This is a genomic window from Streptomyces sp. PSU-S4-23 (assembly GCF_055632315.1).
Window position 1 is genome coordinate 3,951,205 of record NZ_JBVMUU010000002.1, and the last position, 25,888, is coordinate 3,977,092.

The window sequence follows — 25,888 nt, forward strand, 5'->3', positions numbered from 1 at the left end:
CCCGGGGACGGATCCTGGTGGCCACCGCGGTGCCCGTGGAACGGGACGCGGTGGCCAGGGCGTTCACGACCCCGGCCACCGAGGTCCGCCTCCCCGGGGCGGTCGTGCACCGCACCGGCGCCCTCGATCTCGTCGCCGCCGGCGTGGGCCCCGCCCTCGCCGCCGCCTCCACCGCCTCCGCGCTCACCGCCGCCGCCCTCGCGGGCGCCCCCTACGGCCTGGTCGTCTCCACGGGCATCGCGGGCGGCTTCGCGCCGGACGCGCCCGTCGGCGCGCTCGTCGTCGCCGACGACATCGTGGCCGCCGATCTCGGCGCCGAGACCGCGGAGGGTTTCCTGCCCGTCACCGAACTCGGTTTCGGGACCGTCAACCACGAGCCGCCCACACCACTCGTACGGGAGATCGCCGCCGCGACCGGTGGACTCACCGGGGCCGTACTCACCGTCTCCACCGTGACCGGCAGCGCCGAACGCGCCGCCGCGCTGCGCGCCCGGCATCCGCGCGCGCTCGCCGAGGCCATGGAGGGGTTCGGGGTCGCCGAGGCGGCCGCAGCGCACGGTGTCCCGGTCGTGGAGGTCCGTGCCGTCTCCAACCCCGTCGGCCCGCGCGACCGCGCCGCCTGGCGGATCGGGGACGCCCTCACCACGCTCACCGAGGGCTTCGGGAAGCTCGCACCCCTGCTGGAGAGTTGGAAACAGACATGACCGCATCCGGTGAGCCCCTGCAGATCGCCTACTCCCCCTGCCCCAACGACACCTTCGTCTTCGACGCCTGGGCCCACGGCCGCATCCCGGGCGCGCCCGCGCTGGATGTCACCTTCGCCGACATCGACGTCACCAACGGAATGGCCGAGCGCGGCGAGTCCGACATCCTGAAGGTGTCGTACGCCGTCCTGCCCTACGTCCTCGACGAGTACGCGCTGCTGCCGTGCGGCGGCGCGCTGGGCCGGGGCTGCGGCCCGCTGGTGCTCACCCGGGAGCCGGAGACCGCGCTGACCGGCCGGACGGTCGCCGTGCCGAGCGAGAAGTCGACGGCGTACCTGCTCTTCCGCCTCTGGGCCGCGGACACGGTTGGAATCGAGCGGGGCGGGCCCGCAGGGCCCTCGGTTGAGGGTGGTGGTGGGAGACGGGCGGGCGGCGTCGGCGAGGTCGTCGTCATGCCGTTCCACGAGATCATGCCGGCCGTGCGGGACGGGAAGGTCGACGCGGGGCTCGTCATCCACGAGGCGCGGTTCACCTACCGGAACTACGGGCTGCACAAGCTCGCCGACATGGGCGAGCACTGGGAGGGGACCACCGGCCTGCCGATTCCGCTGGGCGCGATCATCGCCAGGCGGTCGCTGGGCGCGGACACGCTGAAGCTGCTCGCCGAGTCCACCCGCGCCTCCGTACGGGCGGCCTGGGACGACCCCGGGGCGTCGCGCCCGTACGTCATGGAACACGCGCAGGAGATGGACCCGGCGGTGGCGGACCAGCACATCGGGCTGTACGTCAACGAGTTCACGGCCGAGCTGGGCGAGGACGGCTACGCGGCGGTCCGTGGGCTGCTCACGCGCGCGGCGGCCGAGGGGCTGCTGCCGCCCCTCGGTCCGGACGCGCTCGTCTTCCCCTGACCCTGACGACCGGGGTCAGACGTCCAGCTGGTCGGCGACCGCCCGCAGCAGGCCCGCGATCTTCTTGCCGGACGCCTTGTCGGGATAGCGGCCCTTCTCCAGCATCGGGGTGATGTTCTCCAGAAGGGTCGTCAGGTCCTGGACGATGGATGCCAGTTCGTCCGGCTTCCTGCGCTGCGCGGCCGCGACCGAGGGGGTCGGCTCCAGAAGGGTGACCGACAGCGCCTGGTCGCCCCGCTGGCCGGCGACGACCCCGAACTCCACGCGCTGTCCCGGCTTGAGCGAATCGACTCCGGCGGGGAGAACCGAGGAATGGACGAAGACGTCGCCGCCGTCGTCGCGGGAGAGAAAGCCGAAGCCCTTCTCGCTGTTGAACCACTTGACCTTGCCGGTAGGCACGTCCGTCCTCGTCCTCGTACTCGTCGGAAACTGCGTCTGCAAAGCGCCCGGGAAACCGCCCGGACAGAACTACAGCGGGCCGCGCGGACCCGCCGGTACCAAGGCTAATGGTCCGGGGGCCGGTGACAAGACGTCGCCGAGTTGTTCCTCGCGCTGGGAACTACCCTGGTCCGGTGCGTGACAAAACCCAAGCGAATTCCCCCGCGGCCGGCGACTGGCTGATCCGTGCCGGTGCGATCGTCTTCTTCGTCGGAGCGGCCGCCACTTTGGTCACGGTGGCCCCGCTGCTGCTCGGGACGAAACCTTTCCCGTCGTACATGTTCGGGCTGAGCATGCTCATGGGGCTCGGCTTCCTGATGGCCGGGGCGGGGATGCTCCAGTCGATCGCGGAGGGCCGCAGGCGGGCGCGCGCGCCCCGCTCACCGCAGACCCGCGCATAGCCGCCCGCCCCGGAGGCGTTGGCCTGTTCCCGACGGCCCCGGGGCGCCGCCCGCGACGGCGTACGCCCCTCCCTGGTTCTCACCGGGAGGCGTACGCCGTCAGCCAGGCGGGGAACTCGGTGAGGTCGCGGAGGACGACGTCCGCGCCCGCGGCCCGCAGTTCGTCGGCGTCGCAGGGGCCGGTGGCGACGGCGACGGAGTACGCCTCCGCGCTGCGGGCGCCGCGGACGTCACCGGTGTGGTCGCCGACGTACACCGCGGCGCCGTGCTCCCGCAGCGCCTCCGCCTTGCCCTCGGCCCACAGGTCGCCGACCACCGCGTCCGGCTCGATGCCGAGGTGTTCCAGGTGCAGCTTGGCGTTGGGCTCGTACTTCGCGGTCACGACGATCGTGCGCCCGCCGGCCGCCCGCACCGCCGCGATCGCCTCGCGGGCCCCGGCCATGGCCGTCGTCTCCGCGATCGCGATGCCGGGATACATCTCCCGGAAGAGATCGGCCATGGCCTCGATCCGCTCCGCCGGGAACCAGTGGACCAGCTCCTCGGCCAGCGGCGGCCCGAGCCGGGTGACGACCAGATCGGCGTCTATGTACGTCCCCGTACGCGCGGAGAGCGCCCGGAGGCAGGCGCGGATTCCGGGCCGGGAGTCGATCAGGGTCATGTCGAGGTCGAAGCCGACGGTGAGGGCGCCAGATGTCATGAAGGCCATTGTCCCCATGGAGGCGGTGCCGCAGTCATCGCCCGCGCCGCGAGCGCCACACCAGGTACAGGGCCGAGGCCAGGGCGGCGCCCCGGACCACCCACGGCCAGGTCTGGGCGATCGCGTCGTTCATATGGCCCTCGGCGATGGGTGCGCCCCAGCGGCCCTCCGTACGGCCCCAGAGCCAGACGACGCCCCCGGCCGCGACCACACCGGGCAGGCCCATGACCGCCCACTTGGACTCGACGGGACTCAGCCGGCGGGACGCCCACGCGATGAGCCAGCCGAGGCCGAGCGCGATCCAGCTGCCGAGGACGGCGCCGGCGACGAGGAGCCCCGCGGCCAGGAGCAGCAGCGGGTTGCCCCAGCCGGTGAGGCGGGGCAGCCGGCGCCGCGGCGCGGCTGCGGTCTCGCCGGCGGCCGCAGCGGCCTCCGCGGCCGGCTCCGGCTCCTCGCCGGCGCCCTCCGGCTTCGGCTTCGCCGTGCCGCCCGGCGGCGGCTTCAGCAGCTCGGGGATCTCCACACCCCCGACGAACCCCGGTACGGCGTCACCGAGCCCGAACCCTCCCCCGGGTCCCCCGGGCCCCCCGCCCTCGACGCGCCACCAGTCGGGCCGGGTGGCGCTGTCACCCAGCTCGTGCGCACCGGCCAGGTGGGGCGGGGAGGCGGCGTTCCCCGATGCGGGGGCAGGGCCGGGCTCGGCGGCGCGGGGGCGGGGCACGACGCGCCGCAGGCCCTTGGGGCGGTCGTCCGGCTCGTCGGCACGCTGGAGGGGCACGGCGGCGGGGCGGCTCCCGGGGGCGGCGCCGCCGGCATCGGCGGCCGCGGCGGCGACCAGCTCGTCGGGGGTGCCGAGGCGGGACAGGATGCGGCGCACGGCGGCCGGGCTGTCGACCGGGGACTTCGCCCGGCGCCGGTCGATCTCGCCGCGCAGCTCGGACACGAGCCGCATGCGCGCGGCCGACGGCAGCTGCCGCTGCTGGGCCAGGTCCCCGACCCGGCTCAGATAGTCGAAGACCAGCTGGTCGCTCTCGATCCCCACGAAGTCCCCTCCGGGACGGGCACATTGGACACCCTGTGCGACGACCGTACCGCCTACGGCTCCGCCGGAGCACCGCGACCGCGCCGTGCCGCCCGGTCGCAGGCGCCGCCACCGGGGCCCGCACCACCGGGGCCGCCGTGCCGCCCCCCGAACGCCATCGTGCCGACGCCGCGGGGGCTGCCCCTGCCGGTCACCCGCTACGGTTGAGCGGATGACCCCCGAGGAGCGCTCGCGCAAGGAACCCCCGGCCACCGGCAGCGGCACCACCGCCCCCCGCTCGCTGGCCGAGTCCCTGCGCGCCCGGGACGACGCCTCCCTGGCAGCCCTCCTGCGCGCCCGTCCGGATCTCGTCGCCCCGGTCCCCACCGACCTCACCCAGCTCGCGACCCGCGCCGCCACCCGTGCGAGCGTCGTCCGCGCGCTGGAGCGCCTCGACACGTTCGCCCTGCAGACCGCGGAGGCGCTGGCGGTGGCCGCGGACCCGGCGTCGTACGACGAGCTCCTCGGCCTGATGGCCGGCGACGGCGGACACCGGGCCGCCACCGCGGCCGACGCCGTGATCGGCACCACGGCCGGCACCGCGGCCGGCACCTCCGCCGGCGCCTCAGGGCCCGTGGTCGCCGAGGCGCTGCCCCGCGCCCTGGCCACCCTCCGCGAGCAGGCCCTCGTCTGGGGCTCCGACGACTGCCTCCGGCTGGTCCGCACGGCCCGGGAACTGCTCGCGCCCTCCCCCCAGCACCCCTCGCCCACGGGCCTCGGCCCCACCGTGGCGGAGGCCGCCGCCGCCATGTCACCCGGCCGCATCCAGGAGATCCTCACCGCCGCCGGGCTGCCGACCACCCATGACACGGTGTCCGCCGTGACCCTGCTCACGGGCCTGTTCACCGACCGCACCCGGATGGCCGCGCTGCTCGACACGGCACCCGCCGACTCCCTGGAGGTCCTGTCCCGGCTGGTGTGGGGGCCGCCGTACGGCCAGGTCACCGCGGCCCCCGCGCACCGGCTGCGCTGGCTCCTCGACCGGGGCCTGCTGCTGCCGACCGCCCCCGGCACGGTCGTCCTCCCCCGTGAGGTGGCCCTGCACCTGCGCGGGGGCCGCGCCCACCGCCGTCCCGAGCCGCTGCCGCCCGCTGTGGAGGCCGCCGCCACCCACCGTCCCCAGGTGGTGGACGCGACGGCGGCCGGGCAGGCGTACACCGCGCTCGCGACCGTCGAGGAGCTGCTGAAGGACTGGGACGAGGGCGGACCGCCGGTGCTGCGCGCGGGCGGCCTGAGCGTGCGCGATCTGAAGCGGACGGCGGTGGCGCTCGACGTGTCCGAGCCCGTGGCCGCCTTCTGGGTCGAACTCGCCTACGCGGCCGGCCTGCTGGCGTCGGACGGCGAGGCCGACGAGCGGTACGCGGCGACCCCCGCGTACGACGAGTGGCGGGAGCTTCCCGCCGCCGAGCGCTGGAGCCGCCTGGCCACGGCATGGCTCGCGGCGACCCGCACCCCGGGCCTGGTCGGCGGCCGGGACGCGAAGGACCGCACGCTCTCCGCGCTCGGCCCCGGTCTGGACCGCTCGGCCGCGCCGGAGGTCCGCCACCGCGTCCTGACCCTGCTCGCCGGGCTGCCCGAGGGCACCGCCCCGGCCCCCGAGTCGGTGCCGGCCCGCCTGCGCTGGGAGCGTCCCCTGAGGGGGGCGCAGCCGACGGCGGACGATCTGCGCACCCGCCTGGCCCGGTGGACGCTGTCCGAGGCGGAGCTGCTGGGCGTCACGGGCCGCGGCGCCCTGTCGGCGCACGGCCGGGCCCTGCTCGGCGAGCACCCGGACCATCCGCCGGCCCCCGCCCAGCCGGTCCCCGGGCCGCCGGCCCCCACCCAGCCCGTCTCCGGGCCCGCGGCCCCCACCCAGCCCGTCTCCGGGCCCCCGGCCCCCACCCAGCCGGTTTCCAGGCCCGCGGTCCCCGGCGCCACCCCCACCGGCCCCGGCGACAAGCTCCCCGTCCACCGGCAGTACCACCGCCCCGGCCTGCGCGAGCCGCTCACCGCGCCCGAGCGGGCGGCGGCCGCCGCCCGTGCCGCGCGGCTGCTGGCCCCGCTGCTCCCCGAGCCGCTGGACCACGTCCTGCTCCAGGCGGACCTGACGGCGGTGGCGCCCGGCCCGCTCCAGCGGCCGCTGGCGGACATGCTGGGTGTGCTCGCGGACGTCGAGTCGAAGGGCGGCGCGACCGTCTACCGCTTCACGCCCGCCACCGTGCGCCGCGCCCTGGACGCGGGCCGTACCGCGTCCGACCTGCACGCGTTCCTCGCCACCCACTCCCGCACCCCGGTCCCGCAGCCGCTGACGTACCTGATCGACGACGTGGCCCGCAGACACGGCCATCTGCGCGTGGGGGCGGCCTCGGCGTATGTGCGCTGCGACGACGACGCCCTGCTGAACGAGATCGTCGCGGACAAGCGCGCGGCCGCCCTGCGGCTGCGGCGCCTGGCCCCGACGGTGCTGGCCGCCGAGGCCGACCCGGCGACGCTCCTGGACGGCCTGCGTGCGATGGGCTTCGCCCCGGCCGCGGAGTCGGCGGAGGGGGACGTCCTGATCACCCGCGCCCACGCCCACCGCACCCCGCCCCGCACCCCGCCGGAGCCGGTCCCGGAGGGGCCCCCGGACCCCGACGCCGCACTCCTGACGGCGGCGCTCCGCGCCATCCGCGCCGGCGACCTGGCCTCCACGGCTCCCCGCAAACCCGCCGGCGCCCCCACCGCGGCCGGCGAGCTGCCGCGCACCACGTCCGCCGAGACCCTCGCCACCATGCAGGCCGCCGTCCTGACCGGCGAATCCCTCTGGATCGGCTACGTCAACGCCGAGGGCGCCGCCACCCAGCGCCTGATCGCCCCCGTCCGGGTGGAGGGCGGCTTCGTCACCGCGTACGACCACACGGCGGACGAGGTCCGCACGTATCCGCTGCACAGGGTCACGGGGGTGGCCGAGCTCGCGGACGACCAGCTGTGATCGTTCCCGTATGAGGCACACTGGACGTTTGGCCGCCCGGATCGGCCATACGGAAAGGGTGCCCGCGTGAATGGTCCGCTCATCGTCCAGTCCGACAAGACTCTGCTCCTGGAAGTCGATCACGAGCAGGCCGACGGCTGCCGTCGGGCCATCGCGCCGTTCGCCGAACTGGAACGGGCGCCCGAGCACATCCACACCTACCGGGTGACCCCGCTCGGCCTGTGGAACGCGCGAGCGGCGGGGCACGACGCCGAGCAGGTCGTGGACGCGCTCGTGCAGTACAGCCGCTACCCGGTGCCGCACGCGCTGCTCGTCGACATCGCCGAGACCATGGACCGGTACGGGCGGCTGACCCTCACCAGGCACCCGGCCCACGGACTGGTGCTGTCGAGCACCGACCGGCCCGTCCTCGAAGAGGTGCTGCGCTCCAAGCGGATCACACCGCTGGTCGGGGCGCGGATCGACCAGGACACCGTCGCCGTGCATCCGTCGGAGCGCGGGCAGATCAAGCAGGTGCTGCTCAAGCTGGGCTGGCCCGCCGAGGACCTCGCCGGGTACGTGGACGGCGAGGCGCACCCCATCGAGCTGCGCGAGGACGGATGGGCCCTGCGGGCCTACCAGAAGCAGGCCGTGGAGAACTTCTGGCACGGCGGCAGCGGCGTCGTCGTCCTGCCCTGCGGGGCCGGCAAGACCCTCGTCGGCGCCGGGTCCATGGCCCAGGCCAAGGCCACCACCCTGATCCTCGTCACGAACACCGTCTCCGCCCGGCAGTGGAAGCACGAGCTGGTGCGGCGGACCTCCCTGACCGAGGACGAGATCGGCGAGTACTCCGGTACGCGCAAGGAGATCCGGCCCGTCACCATCGCCACGTACCAGGTGCTCACCACCAAGCGGAAGGGTGTCTACCCCCACCTGGAGCTGTTCGACTCCCGCGACTGGGGCCTCATCGTCTACGACGAGGTGCACCTGCTGCCCGCGCCCGTCTTCAAGTTCACGGCGGACCTGCAGGCGCGCCGGCGGCTCGGCCTGACCGCCACCCTCGTGCGGGAGGACGGGCGCGAGTCGGACGTGTTCTCCCTCATCGGGCCCAAGCGGTTCGACGCGCCCTGGAAGGAGATCGAGGCCCAGGGGTACATCGCGCCCGCCGACTGCGTGGAGGTGCGGGTGAACCTCACCGAGTCCGAGCGGCTCGCGTACGCCACCGCCGAGACCGAGGAGAAGTACCGGTTCTGTGCCACCACGGACACCAAGCGGAAGGTGACCGAGGCCCTGGTGCGGCGCTTCGCCGGGCAGCAGATCCTCGTCATCGGGCAGTACATCGACCAGCTGGACGAGCTGGGTGAGCACCTGGGCGCGCCCGTCATCAAGGGCGAGACCTCCAACGCCCAGCGCGAGAAGCTCTTCGACGCCTTCCGCGAGGGTGAGATCAGCGTGCTCGTCGTCTCCAAGGTGGCGAACTTCTCCATCGACCTGCCGGAGGCGACGGTCGCCATCCAGGTGTCGGGGACGTTCGGTTCGCGCCAGGAGGAGGCGCAGCGGCTGGGACGGGTGCTGCGGCCCAAGGCCGACGGCCATCAGGCCCACTTCTACTCGGTCGTGGCGCGCGACACCATCGACCAGGACTTCGCGGCGCACCGCCAGCGCTTCCTGGCGGAGCAGGGGTACGCCTACCGGATCGTGGACGCGGACGAGCTGCTGGCCGGGAACTGAGGAGAGGCCGCAGGCCGGGTCAGACGAGCTGCCGGCGGCGGACGCCCGCCTCCTCGCCGTACTCGCCGAGGAGGACGACGTCGACCGCGGCGCCCACGAACACCCTGAGGGCGTGCAGGGCGTCGCCGAGGCGGTGGCGGTGGGTGCCGCTGTCGATGGCGGTCGCGCCGGGCGGCGGGCCGTGCCGTGAGGGGACCGGGGAGAAGGCTGCTGCGCTCATGTCTCCATGGTGGAACCGGGCACCCCGAATGGCGTCGGACCAAGGGTGTAACCTGCGCCGCCGTCCCGTACCCCTGCGGTCCGCCCCGCGTAGTACTCCAGGGGGAGCGCATCCCCTAGGGCGAGCGGGGTGAGGACCCCGAGGCACCGCGGTCCGCGCGCCGGAAGGGCAGGCGGGCGCGCCGGAAAACCGTTGGCCCCCTCATCCGGCCGTCACCTACAATCCCCTCTCTTGCCCGCCTCCCTTCACGGAGAGCCGCTGTCCGGACGGAAACCGGACGGCAGAACCGCCACCTGTCACCGCGCCGGCCGGCCGGTGCGCCCCCGCGCCCCGGCCGGCCCGCTGCCACGCCCCGGAGGCACCTTTCCGTGTCCATCCCGTCAGCCCCGTCCGCCCCCGACCCGGCCCCCGGCCCTGCTCCCGGCCCCGCCCCGGATCCCGCCCCGGATCCCGTCTCCGGCCCCTCCGGCACCGGCCCCCTCGCCCGCGAGCGCTCCCACCTCGCCGCTTCCCGGGCCGCGCTGCGCGCCATGCGCGAGGACGTGGAGAACCTCGACATCCGCGACGTCACCGCGAACTGGGTCAACGCCGAGGTCCTCGCCCGTCAGATCGACGAGCGCATCAAGGCCCTCGCCGACCTCAGCCACACCCCGCTGTTCTTCGGCCGCCTCGACTACCTCCACGCACCCGGCGCCGACCGGGCCGAGGGCGCCGGAGGAGAGAGGTTCTACATCGGCCGCCGGCACGTCCACGACGCCGGCGGCGATCCGATGGTGATCGACTGGCGCGCGCCCGTCTCGCAGCCGTTCTACCGGGCCTCGAAGAAGGACCCGATGGACATCGCACTGCGCCGCCGCTTCGGCTACACCGGCGGCGACCTGACCGCGTACGAGGACGAGCACCTCTCCGACCCCGCCGAGGCCGCCACCACCAGCAGGCTGCTCCAGCAGGAGATCGAGCGGCCGCGTGTCGGCCCGATGCGCGACATCGTGGCCACCATCCAGCCCGAGCAGGACGAGATCGTGCGCAGCGGACTGTCCGGCACGGTCTGCGTCCAGGGAGGCCCGGGGACCGGGAAGACCGCCGTCGGCCTGCACCGCGTCGCCTATCTCCTCTACGCCCACCGCGAGCGGCTCGCCCGCACCGGCACCCTGGTCATCGGGCCGAACCGGTCCTTCCTGCACTACATCGAGCAGGTGCTGCCCGCGCTCGGCGAGCTGGAGGTCCGGCAGTCGACGGTCGACGACCTCGTCGCGCACGTAGAGGTGCGCGGGACGGACACCGCGGCCGCCGCGGTCGTCAAGGGCGACGCGCGCATGGCCGAGGTGCTGCGCAGGGCCGTCCGCGCGCAGGTGACGATGCCCGCCGAGCCCGTCGTGGTGGTGCGCGGCTCCCGGCGCTGGCGGGTGCCCGCGTACGAACTCGAGGAGATCGTCCGGGAGTTGCTGGAGCGGGACATCCGCTACGGCGCCGCCCGGGAGGCCCTGCCGCAGCGGATCGCGCACGCCGTGCTGGTCCAGATGGAGCGGGCCGGGGAGGCGCCGGACGACCGCGTGCAGGACGCCGTCGCCCGCAACCCGGCCGTGAAGGCGGCGGTCAAGGCGATCTGGCCGCCCGTGGACCCCGCCAGGCTCGTCCTGCGGCTGCTCACCGAGGCCGGCTTCCTGGCCGCGCACGCGGACGGGATCCTCGACGCGGACGAGCAGAAGGAGATCCTCTGGGCGAAGCCGGTGCGGTCCGTGAGGTCCGCGAGGTGGTCGCCGGCGGACGCCGTGCTGATCGACGAGGCCGCCGACCTCGTCCAGCGCACCCACTCGCTCGGGCATGTCGTGCTGGACGAGGCGCAGGACCTCTCCCCGATGCAGTACCGGGCCGTCGGCCGGCGCTGCACGACCGGTTCGGCGACCGTGCTCGGCGATCTCGCGCAGGGCACCACGCCCTGGGCGACGCGCAGTTGGCAGGAGGCGCTCGCCCACCTCGGGAAGTCCGGGGCGGCGGTCGAGGAACTGACGGCCGGTTTCCGGGTGCCCACGGACGTGATCGCGTACGCCTCCCGGCTGCTGCCGCACATCGCGCCGGACCTGACGCCGGTGGCGTCGGTGCGCGAGAACCCGGGCTTCTTCGACGTGCGCGCGGTCGCCGGCACCGCCCAGGTGGTGGCCGCCTGCGCGGAGTTGCTGCGCCACGAGGGCTCGACCGGTCTGATCGCCGCCGACGCCCGCGTCCCCGCGCTCGCCGAGGCGCTCGCCGCGGAGGGCATCGGCTACCTGGGCCCCGGCGAGGAGACGACGCACGAGACCCGGCTGACGCTGGTCCCGGCCTCGCTCGCCAAGGGCCTGGAGTACGACTACGTGGTCCTGGACGAGCCGCAGGCCGTCGTCGACGGCGAACCGGACGAGCGCACCGGGCTGCGCCGTCTGTACGTGGCCCTGACCCGGGCGGTCTCGGGCCTGATCGTGACGCACGCGGCACCGCTGCCGCCCCAGCTCGGGTGACGGCGCGCCCCCGGCGCGGGGGCGCCGGGGGCCGGGAGCGTACGGCTCGTGCCGGGGCCGGCCGCTCTACCTGAACTTCCTGCTGGTCGCCAGGTACACCTGCTTGGCGTTGTCACCGAGGTGCGGACCGCTGACATACGTGCTGCGGTCGCTCAGGGAGTTGTTGGAGACCAGGTACGTACGGCCGTTGTGCGTCGTGAACCAGGGGCCGCCGGAGGCACCGCCGTTCATCGTGCAGCCCATCATGTACTGCGCCGGGTACGAGCTCGGGTAGCTGTAGCCGAGCACCAGGCGCTTGGTGGCGCCGCGGCAGTCGTACATCTTCGAGCCGTCGTAGGGCGCCTCGGCCGGGTAGCCGCGCAGCTCCAGGCCCTTGGCCTTGTTGGCCGCCGGCGCGCCGAACCACACCGGGAGCGCCGAACCGACCGCCTCCTGAAGGGACTTGTGGCCCTTCTCCGGCTTGAGGTGCAGCACGGCGTAGTCGTACGCGTAGGCCACCGTGGCCCGGTGGGCGCCGCCGCTGATCCACGCCTGGGACGTGGTGGCCCAGTCGGCCCACCAGACGCCGTACGGGGAGACCGCCGAGGAGCGGGCGTTCCGGGTCGCCTGCTGGATGCCGTACCGGGCGCCGTTGTTGAACGACGGGACGAAGGCGATGTTGCGGTACCAGCCGCCGCCCTTGCCCGCGTGCACACAGTGCCCGGCCGTCCACACCAGGTTGGACTTGCCGGGATGCGCCGGGTCGGTGACCACCGCCGCGGAGCACACCATGGATCCCTGGGGCGTGCTGAAGAACAGCTTGCCCACGGGCGGCGCGTAGCGGTGGTACGTCGCCGGGACCCGCGTGGCCGCCTTCCGCTTCACCGTGCCGTCGGGCGCGTACACCTTGGTGGTGCCGCCCGAGCCGGAGCTGATGCCGCTCGCCTCCGGCACCGCCGGCAGGTTGGTCTTCGCCTCGGCCAGCCGCTCCGGCGTCCAGAAGTCCTTGATGTACGGGTTGGCGAAGTCCTCGGCCTTGGACTTCCAGGTGCCGAAGTCCTTCCAGCCGCCGTCCTTCCACTTCTGCAGGGCCTGGCCGGTGAGGTCGGTGGGGATGCCGTCCGGCAGCTTGAAGCCGCCGATCGAGGTCCCGCCCCCGTCCTGGCCGGTGCCGGCGCCCGTGTCCTTCCGGTCCGCCCGGCCCGACGACGAGGCGGACGCCCTGCTGTCGTCGTCCGCCTTGCTGTCGCAGGCCGTGGCGGTCACCATGACCGCGGCGATCACGGCGGCAGCGGCCGTGACGCCGCGGCGGCGTATGAATGGCATGGAGCCCAGTCCCCCTGTGACGGAAAGTTGTCATGCTCCGGCACGGCCGGAGCGCCCTCAACTATGCACCTCGGCGCCCACGCGCCGACCGTCGGGGGACGGTCAGGACACAACGGCTACCAGGCCGCCACAACTCCGTGACATGGCGTCAGACGGAGTGCGGCGGCCGCCCGTCGACGGCCCGCCGCCACTCCCGCACCGCCTCCGCCGAGACCGGTGCGCCCCAGCCGCCCGGGCGGGCCGCGCCGCCGATGTGGAAGGCGTCGACACCCGCCTCGAGCAGCCGCGGGACATGGCCGAGGCGCAGGCCGCCGCCGACCAGCAGCCGCTGGGTGTGGCCCGGCTCGCCGCGCCGGGCCGCCTCGGCGAGGAGCGTGGGCATGCCGTCGTCCACGCCGGCCGGGGAGCCCGCCGTGAGATAGGCGTCCAGGCCCGGCAGTCCGGCGAGTTGCTCGCGCAGCCGGGCGCGGTCGGCGGAGTGGTCGATCGCGCGGTGGAAGGTCCAGCGGCACCCGTCCAGCTCCGCGGCCATCCGCTCCAGCGCGTCGAGGTCGGGCCCGCCGTCCCGGCCGAGGAACCCGAGCACGAACTCGTCGGCACCGGCGGCGCGCAGCCCGCGCGCGGCGCGCAGCAGCGGCTCGACGTCACCGGCCGCGAAGCCGTCCCGGAGACGGAGCATCACGCGCAGCGCGATGTCGACGGCGGCGCGGATCCCGGCGAAGGTGCGCAGCGGCGGGGTGAGCCCGTCGGCGGCCATGTCGGTGACCAGCTCTAGGCGGTCCGCGCCTCCGGCCTGGGCGGCGACCGCGTCCTCGACGTCGAGGGCGATCACCTCCAGGACTGCACGCGTGCTCATAGGACCCCTTCCGTCGTGTTCCCTGGAGCGGCTACAGGTCTAGTCCAATCTCAGGGTACGACGGCGGGGGCGGTCAGCCGAAGATGTTCAGCTCCTGCTCCCCCGCTCCGGCCAGTTCATAGCGCGCCCCCGCCAGCGGGCGGCCGGAGTAGAGCCGTACGAGCGTGGACGCGCCGCCGATGTAGCGGGCCGGCGGGCGTGTCCCGCTCGCATCGCCCAGGCGCAGCGGTTCGTCGGCGTCGTCGAGGTCCGCGTGCAGCGGGACGTGCCGCTTCACACGGGAGACACGGGCCAGCAGGGTGAGCGCATGGGGCAGCCCGTCGCCCGCGTACGCCCCCGGCTCCCCGAACGCCTCCCGCACGTCCCCGGCGTGCACCCACTCGCCCAGCGCGATCACGTCGAGCACCCCGTCCGCCTTCGCGATCACGGCCCCCGCCCGGGTCATCCCGTGCTCCAGTTCGTCGACGACCCGGGCGTTGCTCCACGCGGCGCGGTCGGCGATGTCGCGTTCGTTGGCCTCGGGGCTGAACACGCCCTTCTCGAACCGGTTCTCCACCACCCGCATCAGGGCCGCCGAGCAGTGCGCGAGCACATGCCGCACCGTCCAGCCCGGACAGGCGGCGGTCGGCAGCGCGAAGTCCGCGTCCGGGCGGGCCCGCAGCAGCGGGATCAGCGCGTCGCGCTCCACGGTCAGCAGGCGGCCGGGCAGATCCGGGTCCCGTACGTCGTCGTGCAGGTCTGCAGTCGTCATGGGACCACGCTAAGGGCCCCCGGCGCACCCGCGGGAGAATGGGCACATGGCCGATCTCGACGCGCTGCGCGCCCGCTGGGCAAGCGCCCTGGAAGGAGCCCGGGGACCGGGCGGCGGCCCCGACCCGGCCCCGTACGCCGACAACCTGCTCGCGCGCTGGCAGGAGCCGCAGCGCCACTACCACACGCTCACCCATCTCACGGCGGTCCTCGACCACGTCGACGCGCTGCAGGCGTACGCCGACGACCCGGACGTGGTCCGCCTGGCGGCCTGGTTCCACGACGCCGTCTACCTCCCGGACCGCTCCGAGAACGAGGAACGCTCCGCCCGGCTCGCCGAACGCGCCCTGCCCGAGGCCGGCGTCTCCCGCGCCGGGACGGCCGAGGCCGCCCGCCTGGTCCGGCTCACCGTCGGCCACGACCCGGCGGACGACGACCGCAACGGCCAGGTCCTGTGCGACGCCGACCTCGCGATCCTCGCCGCGCCCCCGTCCGCCTACGCCGCCTACGCCGCCGGCGTCCGCGAGGAGTACGGCTTCGTCCCCAACGACGCGTTCCACGAGGGCCGTTCCGCGGTGCTGCGCCAGCTGCTCGCCCTGCCACGGCTGTTCCACACACCGAAGGGGCAGGCCGAGTGGGAGGCCACGGCCCGGTACAACATCGCCTCCGAGCTGGAAATGCTGTCGAACTGAGGACGGCACGCGCCTACCCTGCACCACATGCGGACCATGGGCGGGGAACGGGTGACGGAGGCCGTCGCGGGAGCGGTGGCGGCGCTGCGGGCGGGCGTGGACCGGGACTGGGGCGTCAGGGCGGGGCGTGTGGAGTGGAGCTGCCGCCGCACCGCCGAGCACGTGGCGAGCGATCTCATCGCCTACGCCGGCCAGTTGGCGGGGCGCGCCCAGGACGACTACGTGCCCTTCGAGATCACGCTCGACGACGGCACCGGCACCGAGGGCGCACTGCAGGTGATCGAGACGACGGGGGCGCTGCTCGCCGCCGCCGTCGCCACCACGCCCCGCGAGGTGCGCGCCTTCCACCCGTACCCCTTCCGCAGCGCGAACCGTGAGGGGTTCGCCGCGATGGGCGTCGCCGAGGTGCTCCTGCACACCCACGACATCGCCGAGGGCCTGGGCCTGGCGTACGAGCCGCCGGCCGAGCTGTGCGAGGACGTCCTGACCCGGCTCTTCCCGCATGTGCGGCCCGGCCCCGAACCCTGGCCCACGCTCCTGTGGGCCACAGGCCGCGGCGACCTGCCCGGGCGCGCCCCCGTCACCGAGTGGCGCTGGCACAACAACCTGGTGATCCCCGCCGGGCGCGTCACCCTCCAGGGCCTCACGCCCGCGGCCGCCGCCGATCTGAGGGCGGGCGGCACCGGCGGCTTCGAGTGGATCGACGGCGGTCCCTTCGACACCACGCGCGACGCCGCCGGGATCGTCCTCAAGGCGTACGAGGCCGGGGTGCACCGGCCCGAGTGGGGCGTGTTCGTGCTCGTGCGGTCCGAGGACGGCCGCGCCATAGGGAGCATGGGATTCCACGGCACCCCGGACGACGAAGGGCGCGCGGAGGTCGGATACGACCTGGTGGAGGCCGCTCGCGGCCACGGCTACGCGACCGAGGCACTGCGCGCGCTGGCGGCCTGGGCACTGGCCAGGGACGACGTCAAGCGGCTGCTGGCGGTCACCGACCGCGACAACACCCCGTCGCAGGGCGTGCTGGCACGGGCGGGATTCACACGGGCGGGATTCACACGAGCGGGCGAGAACGGGGGGAACGGGGGGAACGGGGGGAACGGGGGGAACGGGGGGAACGGGGGGAACGGGGAGACGTACAACGAGGAGACGTACGCATACATACGGCAGCGCTGACCCCGCTCCCGCGCCCCGTCGCCCGCGCAGACCGGAGACGCACGGCGGCCGCACCACCCCGCGGCCCCGGAGGGCCGACGCGGACCGTCACGAGGACGCCATACCGCCGGTCGCCCTCCCCAGCGACCCGACGGCCGCGACCTTCACGCCCGCCTTGTGACACACCCAGTGCGGGTCCGGGCCCAGCTCCGGCTCCACGTCAAGCGCATGCGGGTCACCGGAAGGGCAGACGGGACACAGCGGCCAGCGTCCGTAGCGCTCCAGCAGGGCGTCCTGGACGTCCTGGGCGACCAGCCCGGCCACGTAGACCGCGCCCTCCGGCCACTGCTCGACCCACCAGCGCCGCTGCACGACGGAGTCCTCGACCAGCGAGACGACGTCGGCCTCGACGACCTCGCCCGCGATCAGGTCGGCGAGCACCAGGGCGCGGGCCGCGTGCAGCGCCTGTTCGAGCGGACTGATGGGCTCCATACGCCCATTGTGCGCACTCTTGACCATACGTCCGAACGGAAAATATCTTTCATCCTGTGACCCAGGACGTGAAGGAAACTTTCGCGGGCTCGGCGGGGCCCGGCGTGCCGCCCGCGCCCGCCGCGCTGGCCGCCAAGGTGCGCACCCTCGCACCCTCCATGACCCGGTCCATGCAGCGCGTCGCCGAGGCCGTGGCCGGCGACCCGGCCGGGTGCGCGGCCCTCACGGTCACCGGGCTGGCCGAGCTGACCGGGACCAGCGAGGCCACCGTCGTCCGCACGGCCCGTCTCCTCGGCTACCCCGGCTACCGGGACCTGCGTCTCGCCCTCGCGGGCCTCGCCGCCCAGCAGCAGTCGGGCCGCGCCCCGTCCGTCACCGCCGACATCGCCGTCGACGACCCGATCGCGGACGTCGTCGCCAAGCTCGCCTACGACGAGCAGCAGACCCTCGCCGACACGGCGGCCGGACTGGACACCGTGCAGCTCGGCGCCGCCGTCTCCGCACTCGCCGCCGCCCGCCGCACCGACGTGTACGGCATCGGGGCCTCCGGGCTCGTCGCCCAGGATCTCGTGCAGAAGCTGCTGCGCATAGGGCTCATAGCCCACGCGCCCGGCGACCCGCACCTCGCCGTGACCAACGCCGTTCAGCTGCGCGCCAAGGACGTGGCCATAGCGATCACACACTCCGGCTCCACCGGCGACGTCATCGAACCGCTGCGCGTCGCCTTCGAGCACGGCGCGACCACCGTCGCGATCACCGGCCGCCCGGACGGGCCCGTCACCCAGTACGCCGACCACGTGCTCACCACCTCCACGGCACGCGAGAGCGAGCTGAGGCCAGCCGCCATGTCCTCCCGTACGAGCCAGCTCCTCGTCGTGGACTGCCTGTTCGTCGGCGTGGCCCAGCGGACCTACGAGACCGCCGCGCCCGCCCTGTCCGCCTCGTACGAGGCCCTGGCGCACCGCCACCGCCCGCGCGGAACGCAGCGCTAGCCCCTTCTCCCGTCCTCCACCCCGAGCAGTGCCGCACCGAAGAAAGCCGCCTTCGATGACCTCCACGTCCGACCCCCGCGACCTCCGCGCCCAGTTGGAGACCCTGACCACCGAGGCGTTCCGCCCGGAACTGTCCGACATCGACCGGCTCCCCACACTGGAGATCGCCCGGCTCATGAACGGCGAGGACGCGACCGTGCCCGCCGCGGTCGCCGCACGGCTCCCACAGATCGCGGCCGCCATCGACGCCGTCGCGGAACGGATGGCCCGGGGCGGCCGGCTCGTCTACGCCGGCGCGGGCACCGCCGGGCGGCTCGGTGTCCTCGACGCGTCCGAGTGCCCCCCGACCTTCGACACCGACCCCTCCCGGGTCGTGGGCCTGATCGCGGGCGGCCCCGACGCGATGGTCACCTCGGTCGAGGGCGCGGAGGACTCCGGAGAACTGGCGGCGCGGGACCTCGACGCCCTGGACCTGACGGCCCACGACACGGTGGTCGGCGTCTCCGCCTCGGGCCGCACACCGTACGCGGTCGGCGCGGTGGAGCACGCCCGGGCGCACGGCGCCCTCACGGTCGGCCTGTCCTGCAACGCGGACAGCGCCCTGGCGGCGGCCGCCGACCACGGCATCGAGATCGTCGTCGGCCCCGAACTGCTGACCGGATCCACACGGCTGAAGGCGGGCACCGCGCAGAAGCTGGTCCTCAACATGCTCTCGACGATCACGATGATCCGCCTGGGCAAGACGTACGGGAACCTGATGGTCGACGTCCGCGCCTCCAACGACAAGCTGCGCGCCCGCTCCCACCGCATCGTCGCCCTGGCCACGGGCGCGACGGACGAGGAGATCGAGGACGCCCTCGCGGCCACGGACGGCGAGGTCAAGAACGCGATCCTGACGATCCTGGGAGGCGTGGACGGCCCGTCGGCGGCACGGCTGCTCGCGGAGAGCCGGGGGCACCTGCGCGTGGCGCTGGAGAAGGCGGGCGGCTGAGGACCGGGACGCCCGCTGACCGGTGGACCGCCTTCCGGAGGAGAGCGGGAGCGGCCTGCGCGCGGCTCCCCCGACGGCGGCCCGCCGGGCCGCACGCTCGTCAGGTGACCGGTACCCCACACGCTGCCACCGCCGCCGCGCTCCTCCCCCTGGTCGGCGGCCCCGCGAACGTCACCTCCGTCGCCCACTGCATGACCCGCCTCCGGCTGGGCCTGGCCGACCGCTCCCTGGTGGACGAGCCCGGCCTGCGGGCGGTGCCCGCCGTACTGGGAGTCGTGGACGACGACACGTACCAGATCGTGCTCGGGCCCGGGACGGCCGCACGGGTCGCCACCGAGTTCGAGACGCTCCGGCGGCCCAGGGCGGCCGAACCGGCCGCCCGCGGCGCCGAGCTGAGGGAGGCGCGGCGACGGAGCAACGCCACCCCGGGCAGGCTGCTGCTGCGCCGCGTCGCGAACGTCTTCGTCCCGCTGATCCCGGCCCTCGTCGGCTGCGGCGTCATCGCGGGCGCGGCCGGCCTGCTGCAGAACCTGCGCCTGCTGCCGTCCCTCACCCCCGCGCTCGCCGCCCTCTCCTCCGGCTTCATGGCCCTGATCGCGGTCTTCGTGGGCCACAACACGGCGAAGGAGTTCGGCGGCACCCCGGTGCTGGGCGGCTCGGTGGCGGCGGTCGTGGTGTACCCGGGCGTCGCGAAGGTCACGGTGTTCGGGGAACCGCTGTCCCCCGGCCAGGGCGGGGTCCTCGGCGCCCTGGCCGCGGCGCTCCTGGCGACGTACGTCGAGAAGTGGTGCCGCACCTGGGTGCCGGGAACCCTGGACGTCCTGGTGACACCCACGCTGACGGTCCTCGTCCCCGGCCTGCTGACGCTGTACGTCCTGATGTACGCGGCGGGTGCGGCCGCCACCGCGATCGGCGCGGCGGCCACCTGGCTGCTGTCCACGACGGGCGCGTTCGCGGGCCTGGTCCTCGGCGGCCTCTTCCTGCCCCTGGTGATGCTCGGGCTGCACCAGGCCCTGATCCCCCTCCACACCACCCTCATCGAGCAACAGGGCTCCACGGTGCTGCTCCCCATCCTGGCGATGGCGGGCGCGGGCCAGGTGGGCGCCGCCCTGGCGGTCTACATCCGCCTCCGCCACGACACCTCGATCCGCACGACGATCAGATCCGCACTCCCGGCGGGTCTGCTGGGCGTCGGCGAACCGCTGATCTACGGTGTCTCGCTGCCCCTGGGCCGGCCGTTCGTCACGGCCTGCGCGGGCGGCGCGGCGGGCGGCGCGTTCGTCGGCTGCTTCGCGATGCTCGGCGACAAGGTGGGGGCGACGGCGATCGGCCCGTCGGGCTGGGCCCTGTTCCCGCTCCTGTCGGGCACGGGCGGCCTGCCCCTGACCGCGGCGATCTACGCGGGCGGGCTGCTGACGGGCTATCTGGTGGGCTTCGCGGCGACGTACTTCTTCGGCTTCGCCGGGCGAGCGGGAGCGGGAACCGCGGCCGAGGTGGCCGCGGCTCCCGTCTCCGGTTCCGCATCCGGGGGGCGATGAACGGGCGCTCACCAGGGGCGGCGCTCCTGGTGAGCGCCCGTTGAGACGCTGAGCGGCTCACCAGGGGCGGCGGTCCCGGTTCATCCGCCGCACCCGTTGCCGCAGCACCTCCCGCGGCGGCGCGGGCCCCACCGACTCCGGCGGACAGTCCCACTCCCGGCCGCCCGCCACCGGCCTCAACTGCACGTAACCGCCCTCGTGCCCCATCACCTCACCGATCCGCCCGTCGCGCCCGTCCACGGCGTACGAGCCGACCGCGGGCGCCGTCCCGCTCACGAGCCGTCACCCCGCCCGCGCAGCACGGCCGCCAGGCGTGAGGCCACGCCCAGGTTGCAGCGGCCGAGATCGACCAGCGCGTACGGGTCACCCTGCGCGCCCGTCACCGGGTCGACCCGCAGCGAGGGCAGCACGATGCCGACGTCGTGCAGGGCCGCACGCAGCAGTTCCACGGCCTCCTCGGCCGAGCGGGCGGGCCGGTGACCCGTAGTCATGTCCATAGCGCCGTTCCTCCACTGTGAGTTTCACGTTCACCACACAGCGTGTCGGCCACCCGTCTAACCTGGCCAGACGGGACACCCCAACAACCACTGCTGTGTGACATGGAGTAGCCATGCCCGGACCGAAGGACCTCGACCCGTCCTCGTCACCCCGCGCGCTGCTGGGCGCCGAACTCCGCCACAGACGCGAGAGAGCGGGGCTGAGCCAAGAGGAGCTGGGACAAAGGCTGTTCGTCAGCGGATCGTTCATCGGGCAGTTGGAGGCGGGTACGCGGCGGATGCAGCCGGAGTACGCCCGGATGCTCGACGACGTGCTCGGCACGGACTTCTTCCTGCGGCACTGCCGGGCGGCGGCGAAGTCGCGGTATCCGGAGCACTTCGCGGAGGCGGCGGAGGCGGAGGCCGTCGCCACGGCGATCCGGGAGTACGCGCCGATGCTGATCCCGGGGCTGCTGCAGACGCCCGGGTACGCGCGGGCCGTGTGCCTTGCACATCAGCCTACTGCGCCTGAGGAGGAGATCGACGAACTGGTCGCGGCAAGGGTGGAGCGGGCCAAGCTGCTCAGCAATCCAACAAAGCCGGTGTTGTGGACCGTGCTTGACGAGGCAGCACTTCGTCGGGTGACGGGCGGGCCCGCTGTGATGGCCGAAGCCCTCCAGCACGTCGTCGGGATGGTTCGCCGGCGCCGAGTCATCGTGCAGGTCTTGCCGTTCAAGGAGGGCGCACACACGCTGATGGGCGGCGCGGTCAAGCTGATGGTCTTCGACAACGCACCGACACTCGTCTATTTCGAAGGCCCTGGAACGGGCAGGCTGGAGGACGAGCGGGCCACCGTCACACGCTACGAACTCGCTTACGATTTGCTCGGGGCCACTGCACTCTCACCGCAAGAATCCCTGGCCCTGATCGAATCGGCGGCGGAGGATTACGCCCATGAGGAGCATCCCTGAGTACGACCTGACCGCGGAGACCTGGCACAAGTCCAGCTACAGCGGCGGCAGCGGAGGCGACTGCGTCGAGGTGGCCCGCTGGCGCAAGTCGACCCACAGCGACGGCAGCGGCGGCAACTGCCTCGAAGTCGCCGACGGCCACCCCGCCGTCGTCCCCGTCCGCGACTCCAAGAACCCCCGCGGCCCGAAGCTGGTGTTCCAGGCGGAGGCATGGGCGGCCTTCGTCGAGCACGTGAAGGCCTGACGAAGGCCGCACTGAGGCCGTCCATGCCCCGGTGCCGGGAGGCTACGGAGGCCGTTCTTGACGGGAGCGTGGCGGGGACCTCGTGGCGGCCGGTCACGGGATTGTGTGGATGCGGTTCAGCGGCGGTGGCGCCACCGGGCTGTGCGCGCCGAGGTAGTCGGTGAGCGCGGCGAGGTCCTTGCCGTCCGCAGTGCGGTTCGCGCCCTGGGTGAACACGGTGAATCCGTCTCCGCCCCCGGCGAGGTACTCGTTCACGGTCACGCGGTAGGTCGCATTCGGCTGCACCGGCTGGCCGTTGATCGTGATCGATGTGATCTTCGATCCGTCGGGCGCCGACTGGGACCAGGTGTACTCCATGTTCGCGGACGGGTCGAGGAGCAGCGGACGCGACCCGCGGTTCGGGAATCCCTGTTCCAGTGCCTGTTTGAGCTGACTTCCGGTCAGGGACAGGGTGACCAGCGTGTTGTCGAACGGCAGCACGCTGAAGGCCTCCCCGTAGGTCACCTCTCCGTTCGGCGGATGGTAGGTGAGCTCCGCTCGGACGTCACCCGGGTCGACCAGGGCGACCTGCGCCCCGTGGTTCGTGGTGGCTTCGAGTTCGGCGTCGGCGACCACATCGCCGATGGCGGACTCGCCCACGGTGGATTTGGGGATGTCGGCGGTGATCCTGCCCACGACCTTGTTCGCGATGGGCGCCGCGAGGGCCACCGCCCGGGCGACCAGGGCCTGGGCCTCGGGGTCCTGCGGCACGTCGCGCGTGACGATCTGGTTGAACGCCGTCGTCCGGTCCCGCAGGACGTCCTTGGTGCGCGGGTCGATCTGCAGGTCCGTCACGGCCAGCTCCCGCCCGTAGGAACTGCCCTGGATCAGCGGACGCCGGTGCCCGGCGGGGTCGTTGACCCAGCACACGTACTGCTGGTGGGTGTGCGCGCTGAAGACTGCGTCGATCTTCGGGCTGACCTGCTCGGCGATGGCGTGTGCCGGTCCCCCGCTCGCCACGTCGCAGGTCTCGGGATCGTTGGGCCTGGTGGTGTTGTCCCCCTGGTGCAGGAGCAGGATGATCGTCTTGACGCCCGCGCGGTTCAGCCGGTCCGCGTACCGGTTTGCCGTCCGCACCTCGTCCTGGAACGTGAGGCCCGCCGTCCCGCCGAGGCTGGCCTCGCTCGGGGTGTCCGTGAGGGGCTCGCCGATGAAGCCCACCGGTACGCCGTTCACGCGCCGGATCCAGTAGGGCGGCAGCGCGTCCCTGCCGGAGTTCTCGAACTTCACGTTGGCGCCGAGGTAGGGGAAGTGGGCGCCCTGGAAGTAGGGGTCGAAACGGCAGCCGTCCACCGGGCTGCATCCGCCGTGCTGCATGCGCTGCAGCTCCAGATACCCCTTGTCGAACTCGTGGTTGCCCACGGAGGAGGCGGCCATGCCGAGCTGGTTCATCAGATCGATCGTCGGCTCGTCGTGGAACAGCGCGGACTCCAGCGGTGACGCGCCGATGAGGTCGCCGACGCCGACGAGGAGGGAGTTGTCGGCCTGGCGGCGGAGCTGCTTGACATGGGTCGCCAGGTAGGCGGCGCCGCCCGCCGGTACCGTCGATCCGTCGCGCCGGAAGACGAGTCCGTCATTGCCCGCGGGCGGCTGGAGGTTGCCGTGGAAGTCGTTGACGCCGATCAGCCGGAGACCGAACGGGGAGCCGGGGCGGTGCCCGTGCCCGTGCCCGTCTCCGTCTCCTGCCACGGCCGCCGGTGCCGCCGTGGCGCCGAGGGCCAGTGCCGCGACCAGGGCTGAGAGCAGCCTCGGACGACGGGAGTTGAACAGCACGGGTCCTCTCTCCGATCCGGGCCGTCCCGTGCCATGGCGCGGGACGGGCCCCACGTGTGCGGGAGCTGCCGTCACGGCGACCGGCTCGCGGCCACAGCGGGCCCGCGGCCGTTCCGCCACCCGGGGGTACTGTGTCCGCGCCGTTGTATGGGCCGTTCGCGCCCCGCCCGGAAGTCACCCGCTCGCCGCAGGGACGCAACGCCTTCGACGCAACGCCTTCCGCAATGGACATGACGCGACGGATATGACTGCCGGTCAGTTCATCTGCCCCGCCGGTCAGCTCCTGTGCCCCGCCCGGCCCTCCCGCACCCGGCGATACGGAGGCTCTACGTCCTGGCCCCGGACACCTCCGCGGCCTGCCCGCCCGGTCCGCCGGAGGCGGGTGCCGGCTCCGTGTCGGCCGGGCGGCGGCGCGGGATGAAGGCGGCGACGGCGAAGCCGAGGAGGGAGGCGGCGACCCCCGTGATCAGGACGGTGCGGAAGGCGTCCTCGGAGGGCAGGGCGACCGGGCCGAGGGACATGGTCATATGGGCCAGGACGACACCGGCGACGGCGCTGGCGACGGACGTTCCGATGGACCGCATCAGGGTGTTGAGGCTGTTGGCGGCGCCCGTCTCGGACGGGGGCACGGCGCCCATGATGAGCGCGGGCATGGAGCCGTAGGTGAAGCCGATGCCGGCGCCGATGACGCAGGAGACCAGCACGAAGTGCCACACCTGGTCCATGAGGGCGATGTTCAGGGCGTAGCCGGAGGCGACGATCAGGGCGCCGATCATCAGGGTCACCTTGGGGCCCCTGGCCCGTGAGACGAGCGCGGACACCGGGGCCAGGGCCATCATCACCAGGCCGGACGGCGCCATGACCAGGCCGGCGGTGAGCATCGACTTGCCCAGGCCGTAGCCGGTCTGCTCGGGCATCTGCAGGACCTGCGGGATGACCAGGGACATCGCGAACATGGCGAAGCCGATCGCCACCGAGGCGAGGTTGGTGACGAGCACCTGGCGGCGGGCGGTGGTGCGCAGGTCCACCAGGGGCTCGCTGACGCGCAGTTCGTAGAAGCCCCAGACCGAGAGGACCACGACGGCCGCCGCGAACAGGCCGAGGGTGGTGCCGCTCGCCCAGCCCCAGTCGGCGCCCTTGGAGATCGCCAGCAGCAGGCAGATCAGGCCGGCCGCCATGCCGACGGCGCCGGGCAGGTCGAAGCGCCCTCCGGTGCGCACCGCGGACTCGGGCACGAGGACCAGGACGAGGACGGCGGCCACGACGCCGAGTACGGCGGAGGTCCAGAACAGCACGTGCCAGTCGAAGGTGTCGGCGATGGCCGCGGCGGTGGGCAGGCCGAGGGCGCCGCCGACGCCGAGGGAGGCGCTGATCACCGCGGTGGCGGAGCCGAGCCGTTCGGCGGGCAGCTCGTCGCGCAGGATGGCGATGCCGAGCGGGATGACGCCGGAGGACAGGCCCTGCAGCGCCCGTCCGACGATCATCGGGGTCAGGGAGTCGCTGAGGGCGGCCGTGACCGAACCCGCCACCAGCATGCACATGCCGAACAGGAGCATGCGGCGCTTGCCGTACATGTCACCGAGCCGGCCCATCACGGGGGTGGCGACGGCGGCGGCAAGCAGGGTCGCGGTGATGGCCCAGGCGGTGTCCGACGGCGAGGCGTGCAGCAGTTGCGGCAGCTCGGTGATGATCGGGATGACCAGGGTCTGCATCAGCGAGACGACGATTCCGGCGAAGGCCAGCACCGCCACCACGGTGTTCGGGCGCGGCGGCGGGGCTTCCCCGGTCGTGGCGGGCGGGGAAGGGGCGTCGGACATGGCAGGGGTCCTCCGTCGGACAGCAGATGTACTTGACTCAAGCAACCTAATCGGATTGATTGACTTAAGCAAGCGAAATCCGGCGGAATCCCAGGGGCGCCCTCCCCGACGGGCTGACGCCCATCGCCCCGCCCCGGGGTGGCACCCTGCCCGCGGGTCCAGGCGGGGCGCCGCCCCCGGAGACCGGCGATCG

At 73.7% G+C, this 25,888-nt stretch carries 25 protein-coding genes; 13 read left to right on the forward strand and 12 right to left on the reverse strand.

Annotation, left to right across the window (positions count from 1 at the left end):
- Nucleotides 1-17 precede the first annotated feature (17 nt).
- Nucleotides 18-704: a futalosine hydrolase gene (locus ACZ79I_RS18025; RefSeq protein WP_471498537.1), complete on the forward strand. Its 687-nt coding sequence runs from the start codon at nucleotides 18-20 to the stop codon at nucleotides 702-704.
- Nucleotides 701-1,612 carry a 1,4-dihydroxy-6-naphthoate synthase gene (locus tag ACZ79I_RS18030; RefSeq protein ID WP_471498538.1) on the forward strand — a complete coding sequence of 304 codons (912 nt, stop codon included), beginning with the start codon at nucleotides 701-703 and terminating at the stop codon, nucleotides 1,610-1,612. The genes ACZ79I_RS18025 and ACZ79I_RS18030 overlap by 4 nt, the downstream gene beginning before the upstream one ends.
- A 15-nt stretch (nucleotides 1,613-1,627) precedes the next feature.
- Here the strand turns inward: ACZ79I_RS18030 and ACZ79I_RS18035 are convergent, their stop codons facing one another.
- Nucleotides 1,628-2,011, reverse strand: coding sequence for a cold-shock protein (locus ACZ79I_RS18035; protein ID WP_181868159.1), 384 nt, complete (start codon nucleotides 2,009-2,011; stop codon nucleotides 1,628-1,630).
- A 173-nt stretch (nucleotides 2,012-2,184) separates the two neighbouring features.
- Between ACZ79I_RS18035 and ACZ79I_RS18040 the strand changes: the two genes are divergently transcribed.
- Nucleotides 2,185-2,451 carry a hypothetical protein gene (locus ACZ79I_RS18040; RefSeq protein WP_471498539.1) on the forward strand — a complete coding sequence of 89 codons (267 nt, stop codon included), beginning with the start codon at nucleotides 2,185-2,187 and terminating at the stop codon, nucleotides 2,449-2,451.
- 79 nt (nucleotides 2,452-2,530) lie between these two features.
- Here the strand turns inward: ACZ79I_RS18040 and ACZ79I_RS18045 are convergent, their stop codons facing one another.
- Together ACZ79I_RS18045 and ACZ79I_RS18050 are read right to left on the reverse strand one after the other, a co-directional pair.
- Nucleotides 2,531-3,157 (reverse strand): HAD family hydrolase, encoded by a 627-nt coding sequence (locus ACZ79I_RS18045; protein ID WP_471498540.1) that lies wholly within the window; start codon nucleotides 3,155-3,157, stop codon nucleotides 2,531-2,533.
- A 25-nt stretch (nucleotides 3,158-3,182) separates the two neighbouring features.
- Nucleotides 3,183-4,190 (reverse strand): hypothetical protein, encoded by a 1,008-nt coding sequence (locus tag ACZ79I_RS18050; RefSeq protein WP_471498541.1) that lies wholly within the window; start codon nucleotides 4,188-4,190, stop codon nucleotides 3,183-3,185.
- Nucleotides 4,191-4,401: 211 nt separating this feature from the next.
- Between ACZ79I_RS18050 and ACZ79I_RS18055 the strand changes: the two genes are divergently transcribed.
- Together ACZ79I_RS18055 and ACZ79I_RS18060 are read left to right on the forward strand one after the other, a co-directional pair.
- Nucleotides 4,402-7,179 (forward strand): helicase C-terminal domain-containing protein, encoded by a 2,778-nt coding sequence (locus ACZ79I_RS18055; RefSeq protein WP_471498542.1) that lies wholly within the window; start codon nucleotides 4,402-4,404, stop codon nucleotides 7,177-7,179.
- A gap of 66 nt (nucleotides 7,180-7,245) precedes the next feature.
- Nucleotides 7,246-8,889: a DNA repair helicase XPB gene (locus ACZ79I_RS18060; RefSeq protein ID WP_471498543.1), complete on the forward strand. Its 1,644-nt coding sequence runs from the start codon at nucleotides 7,246-7,248 to the stop codon at nucleotides 8,887-8,889.
- Between the two features lie 19 nt (nucleotides 8,890-8,908).
- Here the strand turns inward: ACZ79I_RS18060 and ACZ79I_RS18065 are convergent, their stop codons facing one another.
- Nucleotides 8,909-9,109, reverse strand: a complete 201-nt coding sequence (locus ACZ79I_RS18065) for a hypothetical protein (protein WP_471498544.1) — start codon at nucleotides 9,107-9,109, stop codon at nucleotides 8,909-8,911.
- 530 nt (nucleotides 9,110-9,639) lie between these two features.
- Between ACZ79I_RS18065 and ACZ79I_RS18070 the strand changes: the two genes are divergently transcribed.
- Nucleotides 9,640-11,604: a HelD family protein gene (locus tag ACZ79I_RS18070; RefSeq protein ID WP_471505045.1), complete on the forward strand. Its 1,965-nt coding sequence runs from the start codon at nucleotides 9,640-9,642 to the stop codon at nucleotides 11,602-11,604.
- 66 nt (nucleotides 11,605-11,670) lie between these two features.
- Here ACZ79I_RS18070 and ACZ79I_RS18075 read toward each other — a convergent pair whose 3' ends face one another.
- The 3 genes from ACZ79I_RS18075 to ACZ79I_RS18085 form a co-directional block, all read right to left on the reverse strand.
- On the reverse strand, nucleotides 11,671-12,909 hold the full coding sequence (locus ACZ79I_RS18075; protein ID WP_471498545.1) for a trypsin-like serine peptidase: 1,239 nt from the start codon (nucleotides 12,907-12,909) through the stop codon (nucleotides 11,671-11,673).
- Nucleotides 12,910-13,057: 148 nt separating this feature from the next.
- A complete protein-coding gene (locus tag ACZ79I_RS18080) occupies nucleotides 13,058-13,765 on the reverse strand; it encodes a copper homeostasis protein CutC (RefSeq protein ID WP_471498546.1) in 708 nt (235 codons plus the stop codon).
- 73 nt (nucleotides 13,766-13,838) lie between these two features.
- Nucleotides 13,839-14,516, reverse strand: a complete 678-nt coding sequence (locus ACZ79I_RS18085; RefSeq protein WP_471498547.1) for a maleylpyruvate isomerase family mycothiol-dependent enzyme — start codon at nucleotides 14,514-14,516, stop codon at nucleotides 13,839-13,841.
- 46 nt (nucleotides 14,517-14,562) lie between these two features.
- Between ACZ79I_RS18085 and ACZ79I_RS18090 the strand changes: the two genes are divergently transcribed.
- The gene (locus ACZ79I_RS18090; RefSeq protein ID WP_471498548.1) at nucleotides 14,563-15,207 is read left to right on the forward strand and encodes an HD domain-containing protein; all 645 of its coding nucleotides are present in this window, start codon (nucleotides 14,563-14,565) and stop codon (nucleotides 15,205-15,207) included.
- A 27-nt stretch (nucleotides 15,208-15,234) separates the two neighbouring features.
- Nucleotides 15,235-16,383 (forward strand): GNAT family N-acetyltransferase, encoded by a 1,149-nt coding sequence (locus ACZ79I_RS18095; protein ID WP_471498549.1) that lies wholly within the window; start codon nucleotides 15,235-15,237, stop codon nucleotides 16,381-16,383.
- Nucleotides 16,384-16,470: 87 nt separating this feature from the next.
- Here ACZ79I_RS18095 and ACZ79I_RS18100 read toward each other — a convergent pair whose 3' ends face one another.
- Nucleotides 16,471-16,854, reverse strand: a complete 384-nt coding sequence (locus ACZ79I_RS18100) for a hypothetical protein (protein WP_471498550.1) — start codon at nucleotides 16,852-16,854, stop codon at nucleotides 16,471-16,473.
- 56 nt (nucleotides 16,855-16,910) lie between these two features.
- Between ACZ79I_RS18100 and ACZ79I_RS18105 the strand changes: the two genes are divergently transcribed.
- The 3 genes from ACZ79I_RS18105 (at nucleotide 16,911) to ACZ79I_RS18115 (ending at nucleotide 20,375) form a co-directional block, all read left to right on the forward strand.
- The gene (locus ACZ79I_RS18105) at nucleotides 16,911-17,846 is read left to right on the forward strand and encodes a MurR/RpiR family transcriptional regulator (RefSeq protein ID WP_471498551.1); all 936 of its coding nucleotides are present in this window, start codon (nucleotides 16,911-16,913) and stop codon (nucleotides 17,844-17,846) included.
- A 55-nt stretch (nucleotides 17,847-17,901) separates the two neighbouring features.
- Nucleotides 17,902-18,837, forward strand: coding sequence for an N-acetylmuramic acid 6-phosphate etherase (murQ, locus tag ACZ79I_RS18110; RefSeq protein ID WP_471498552.1), 936 nt, complete (start codon nucleotides 17,902-17,904; stop codon nucleotides 18,835-18,837).
- Between the two features lie 104 nt (nucleotides 18,838-18,941).
- Nucleotides 18,942-20,375 (forward strand): PTS transporter subunit EIIC, encoded by a 1,434-nt coding sequence (locus ACZ79I_RS18115; RefSeq protein ID WP_471498553.1) that lies wholly within the window; start codon nucleotides 18,942-18,944, stop codon nucleotides 20,373-20,375.
- A 57-nt stretch (nucleotides 20,376-20,432) separates the two neighbouring features.
- Here ACZ79I_RS18115 and ACZ79I_RS18120 read toward each other — a convergent pair whose 3' ends face one another.
- Nucleotides 20,433-20,651 (reverse strand): hypothetical protein, encoded by a 219-nt coding sequence (locus ACZ79I_RS18120; protein ID WP_471498554.1) that lies wholly within the window; start codon nucleotides 20,649-20,651, stop codon nucleotides 20,433-20,435.
- On the reverse strand, nucleotides 20,648-20,872 hold the full coding sequence (locus tag ACZ79I_RS18125; RefSeq protein WP_471498555.1) for a hypothetical protein: 225 nt from the start codon (nucleotides 20,870-20,872) through the stop codon (nucleotides 20,648-20,650). The genes ACZ79I_RS18120 and ACZ79I_RS18125 overlap by 4 nt, the downstream gene beginning before the upstream one ends.
- Before the next feature lie 113 nt (nucleotides 20,873-20,985).
- Here ACZ79I_RS18125 and ACZ79I_RS18130 point away from each other — a divergent pair, with 113 nt between their 5' ends.
- On the forward strand, nucleotides 20,986-21,822 hold the full coding sequence (locus tag ACZ79I_RS18130; protein ID WP_471498556.1) for a helix-turn-helix domain-containing protein: 837 nt from the start codon (nucleotides 20,986-20,988) through the stop codon (nucleotides 21,820-21,822).
- Nucleotides 21,806-22,066, forward strand: coding sequence for a DUF397 domain-containing protein (locus tag ACZ79I_RS18135; RefSeq protein ID WP_471498557.1), 261 nt, complete (start codon nucleotides 21,806-21,808; stop codon nucleotides 22,064-22,066). The genes ACZ79I_RS18130 and ACZ79I_RS18135 overlap by 17 nt, the downstream gene beginning before the upstream one ends.
- A gap of 93 nt (nucleotides 22,067-22,159) precedes the next feature.
- Here ACZ79I_RS18135 and ACZ79I_RS18140 read toward each other — a convergent pair whose 3' ends face one another.
- A complete protein-coding gene (locus ACZ79I_RS18140) occupies nucleotides 22,160-23,878 on the reverse strand; it encodes a bifunctional metallophosphatase/5'-nucleotidase (RefSeq protein ID WP_471498558.1) in 1,719 nt (572 codons plus the stop codon).
- Nucleotides 23,879-24,204: 326 nt separating this feature from the next.
- Nucleotides 24,205-25,695, reverse strand: coding sequence for an MFS transporter (locus tag ACZ79I_RS18145; RefSeq protein ID WP_471498559.1), 1,491 nt, complete (start codon nucleotides 25,693-25,695; stop codon nucleotides 24,205-24,207).
- Nucleotides 25,696-25,888: the final 193 nt, after the last annotated feature.

Bases quoted from the DNA above. Each gene is read 5' to 3' on its own strand.
- ACZ79I_RS18030 (WP_471498538.1), top strand. From the start codon at position 701: ATGACCGCATCCGGTGAGCCCCTGCAGATCGCCTACTCCCCCTGCCCC.
- ACZ79I_RS18045 (WP_471498540.1), bottom strand. From the start codon at position 3,157: ATGGCCTTCATGACATCTGGCGCCCTCACCGTCGGCTTCGACCTCGAC.
- ACZ79I_RS18055 (WP_471498542.1), top strand. From the start codon at position 4,402: ATGACCCCCGAGGAGCGCTCGCGCAAGGAACCCCCGGCCACCGGCAGC.
- ACZ79I_RS18065 (WP_471498544.1), bottom strand. From the start codon at position 9,109: ATGAGCGCAGCAGCCTTCTCCCCGGTCCCCTCACGGCACGGCCCGCCG.
- ACZ79I_RS18070 (WP_471505045.1), top strand. From the start codon at position 9,640: ATGCGCGAGGACGTGGAGAACCTCGACATCCGCGACGTCACCGCGAAC.
- ACZ79I_RS18075 (WP_471498545.1), bottom strand. From the start codon at position 12,909: ATGCCATTCATACGCCGCCGCGGCGTCACGGCCGCTGCCGCCGTGATC.
- ACZ79I_RS18080 (WP_471498546.1), bottom strand. From the start codon at position 13,765: ATGAGCACGCGTGCAGTCCTGGAGGTGATCGCCCTCGACGTCGAGGAC.
- ACZ79I_RS18085 (WP_471498547.1), bottom strand. From the start codon at position 14,516: ATGACGACTGCAGACCTGCACGACGACGTACGGGACCCGGATCTGCCC.
- ACZ79I_RS18090 (WP_471498548.1), top strand. From the start codon at position 14,563: ATGGCCGATCTCGACGCGCTGCGCGCCCGCTGGGCAAGCGCCCTGGAA.
- ACZ79I_RS18095 (WP_471498549.1), top strand. From the start codon at position 15,235: ATGCGGACCATGGGCGGGGAACGGGTGACGGAGGCCGTCGCGGGAGCG.
- ACZ79I_RS18100 (WP_471498550.1), bottom strand. From the start codon at position 16,854: ATGGAGCCCATCAGTCCGCTCGAACAGGCGCTGCACGCGGCCCGCGCC.
- murQ (WP_471498552.1), top strand. From the start codon at position 17,902: ATGACCTCCACGTCCGACCCCCGCGACCTCCGCGCCCAGTTGGAGACC.
- ACZ79I_RS18125 (WP_471498555.1), bottom strand. From the start codon at position 20,872: ATGGACATGACTACGGGTCACCGGCCCGCCCGCTCGGCCGAGGAGGCC.
- ACZ79I_RS18130 (WP_471498556.1), top strand. From the start codon at position 20,986: ATGCCCGGACCGAAGGACCTCGACCCGTCCTCGTCACCCCGCGCGCTG.
- ACZ79I_RS18135 (WP_471498557.1), top strand. From the start codon at position 21,806: ATGAGGAGCATCCCTGAGTACGACCTGACCGCGGAGACCTGGCACAAG.
- ACZ79I_RS18145 (WP_471498559.1), bottom strand. From the start codon at position 25,695: ATGTCCGACGCCCCTTCCCCGCCCGCCACGACCGGGGAAGCCCCGCCG.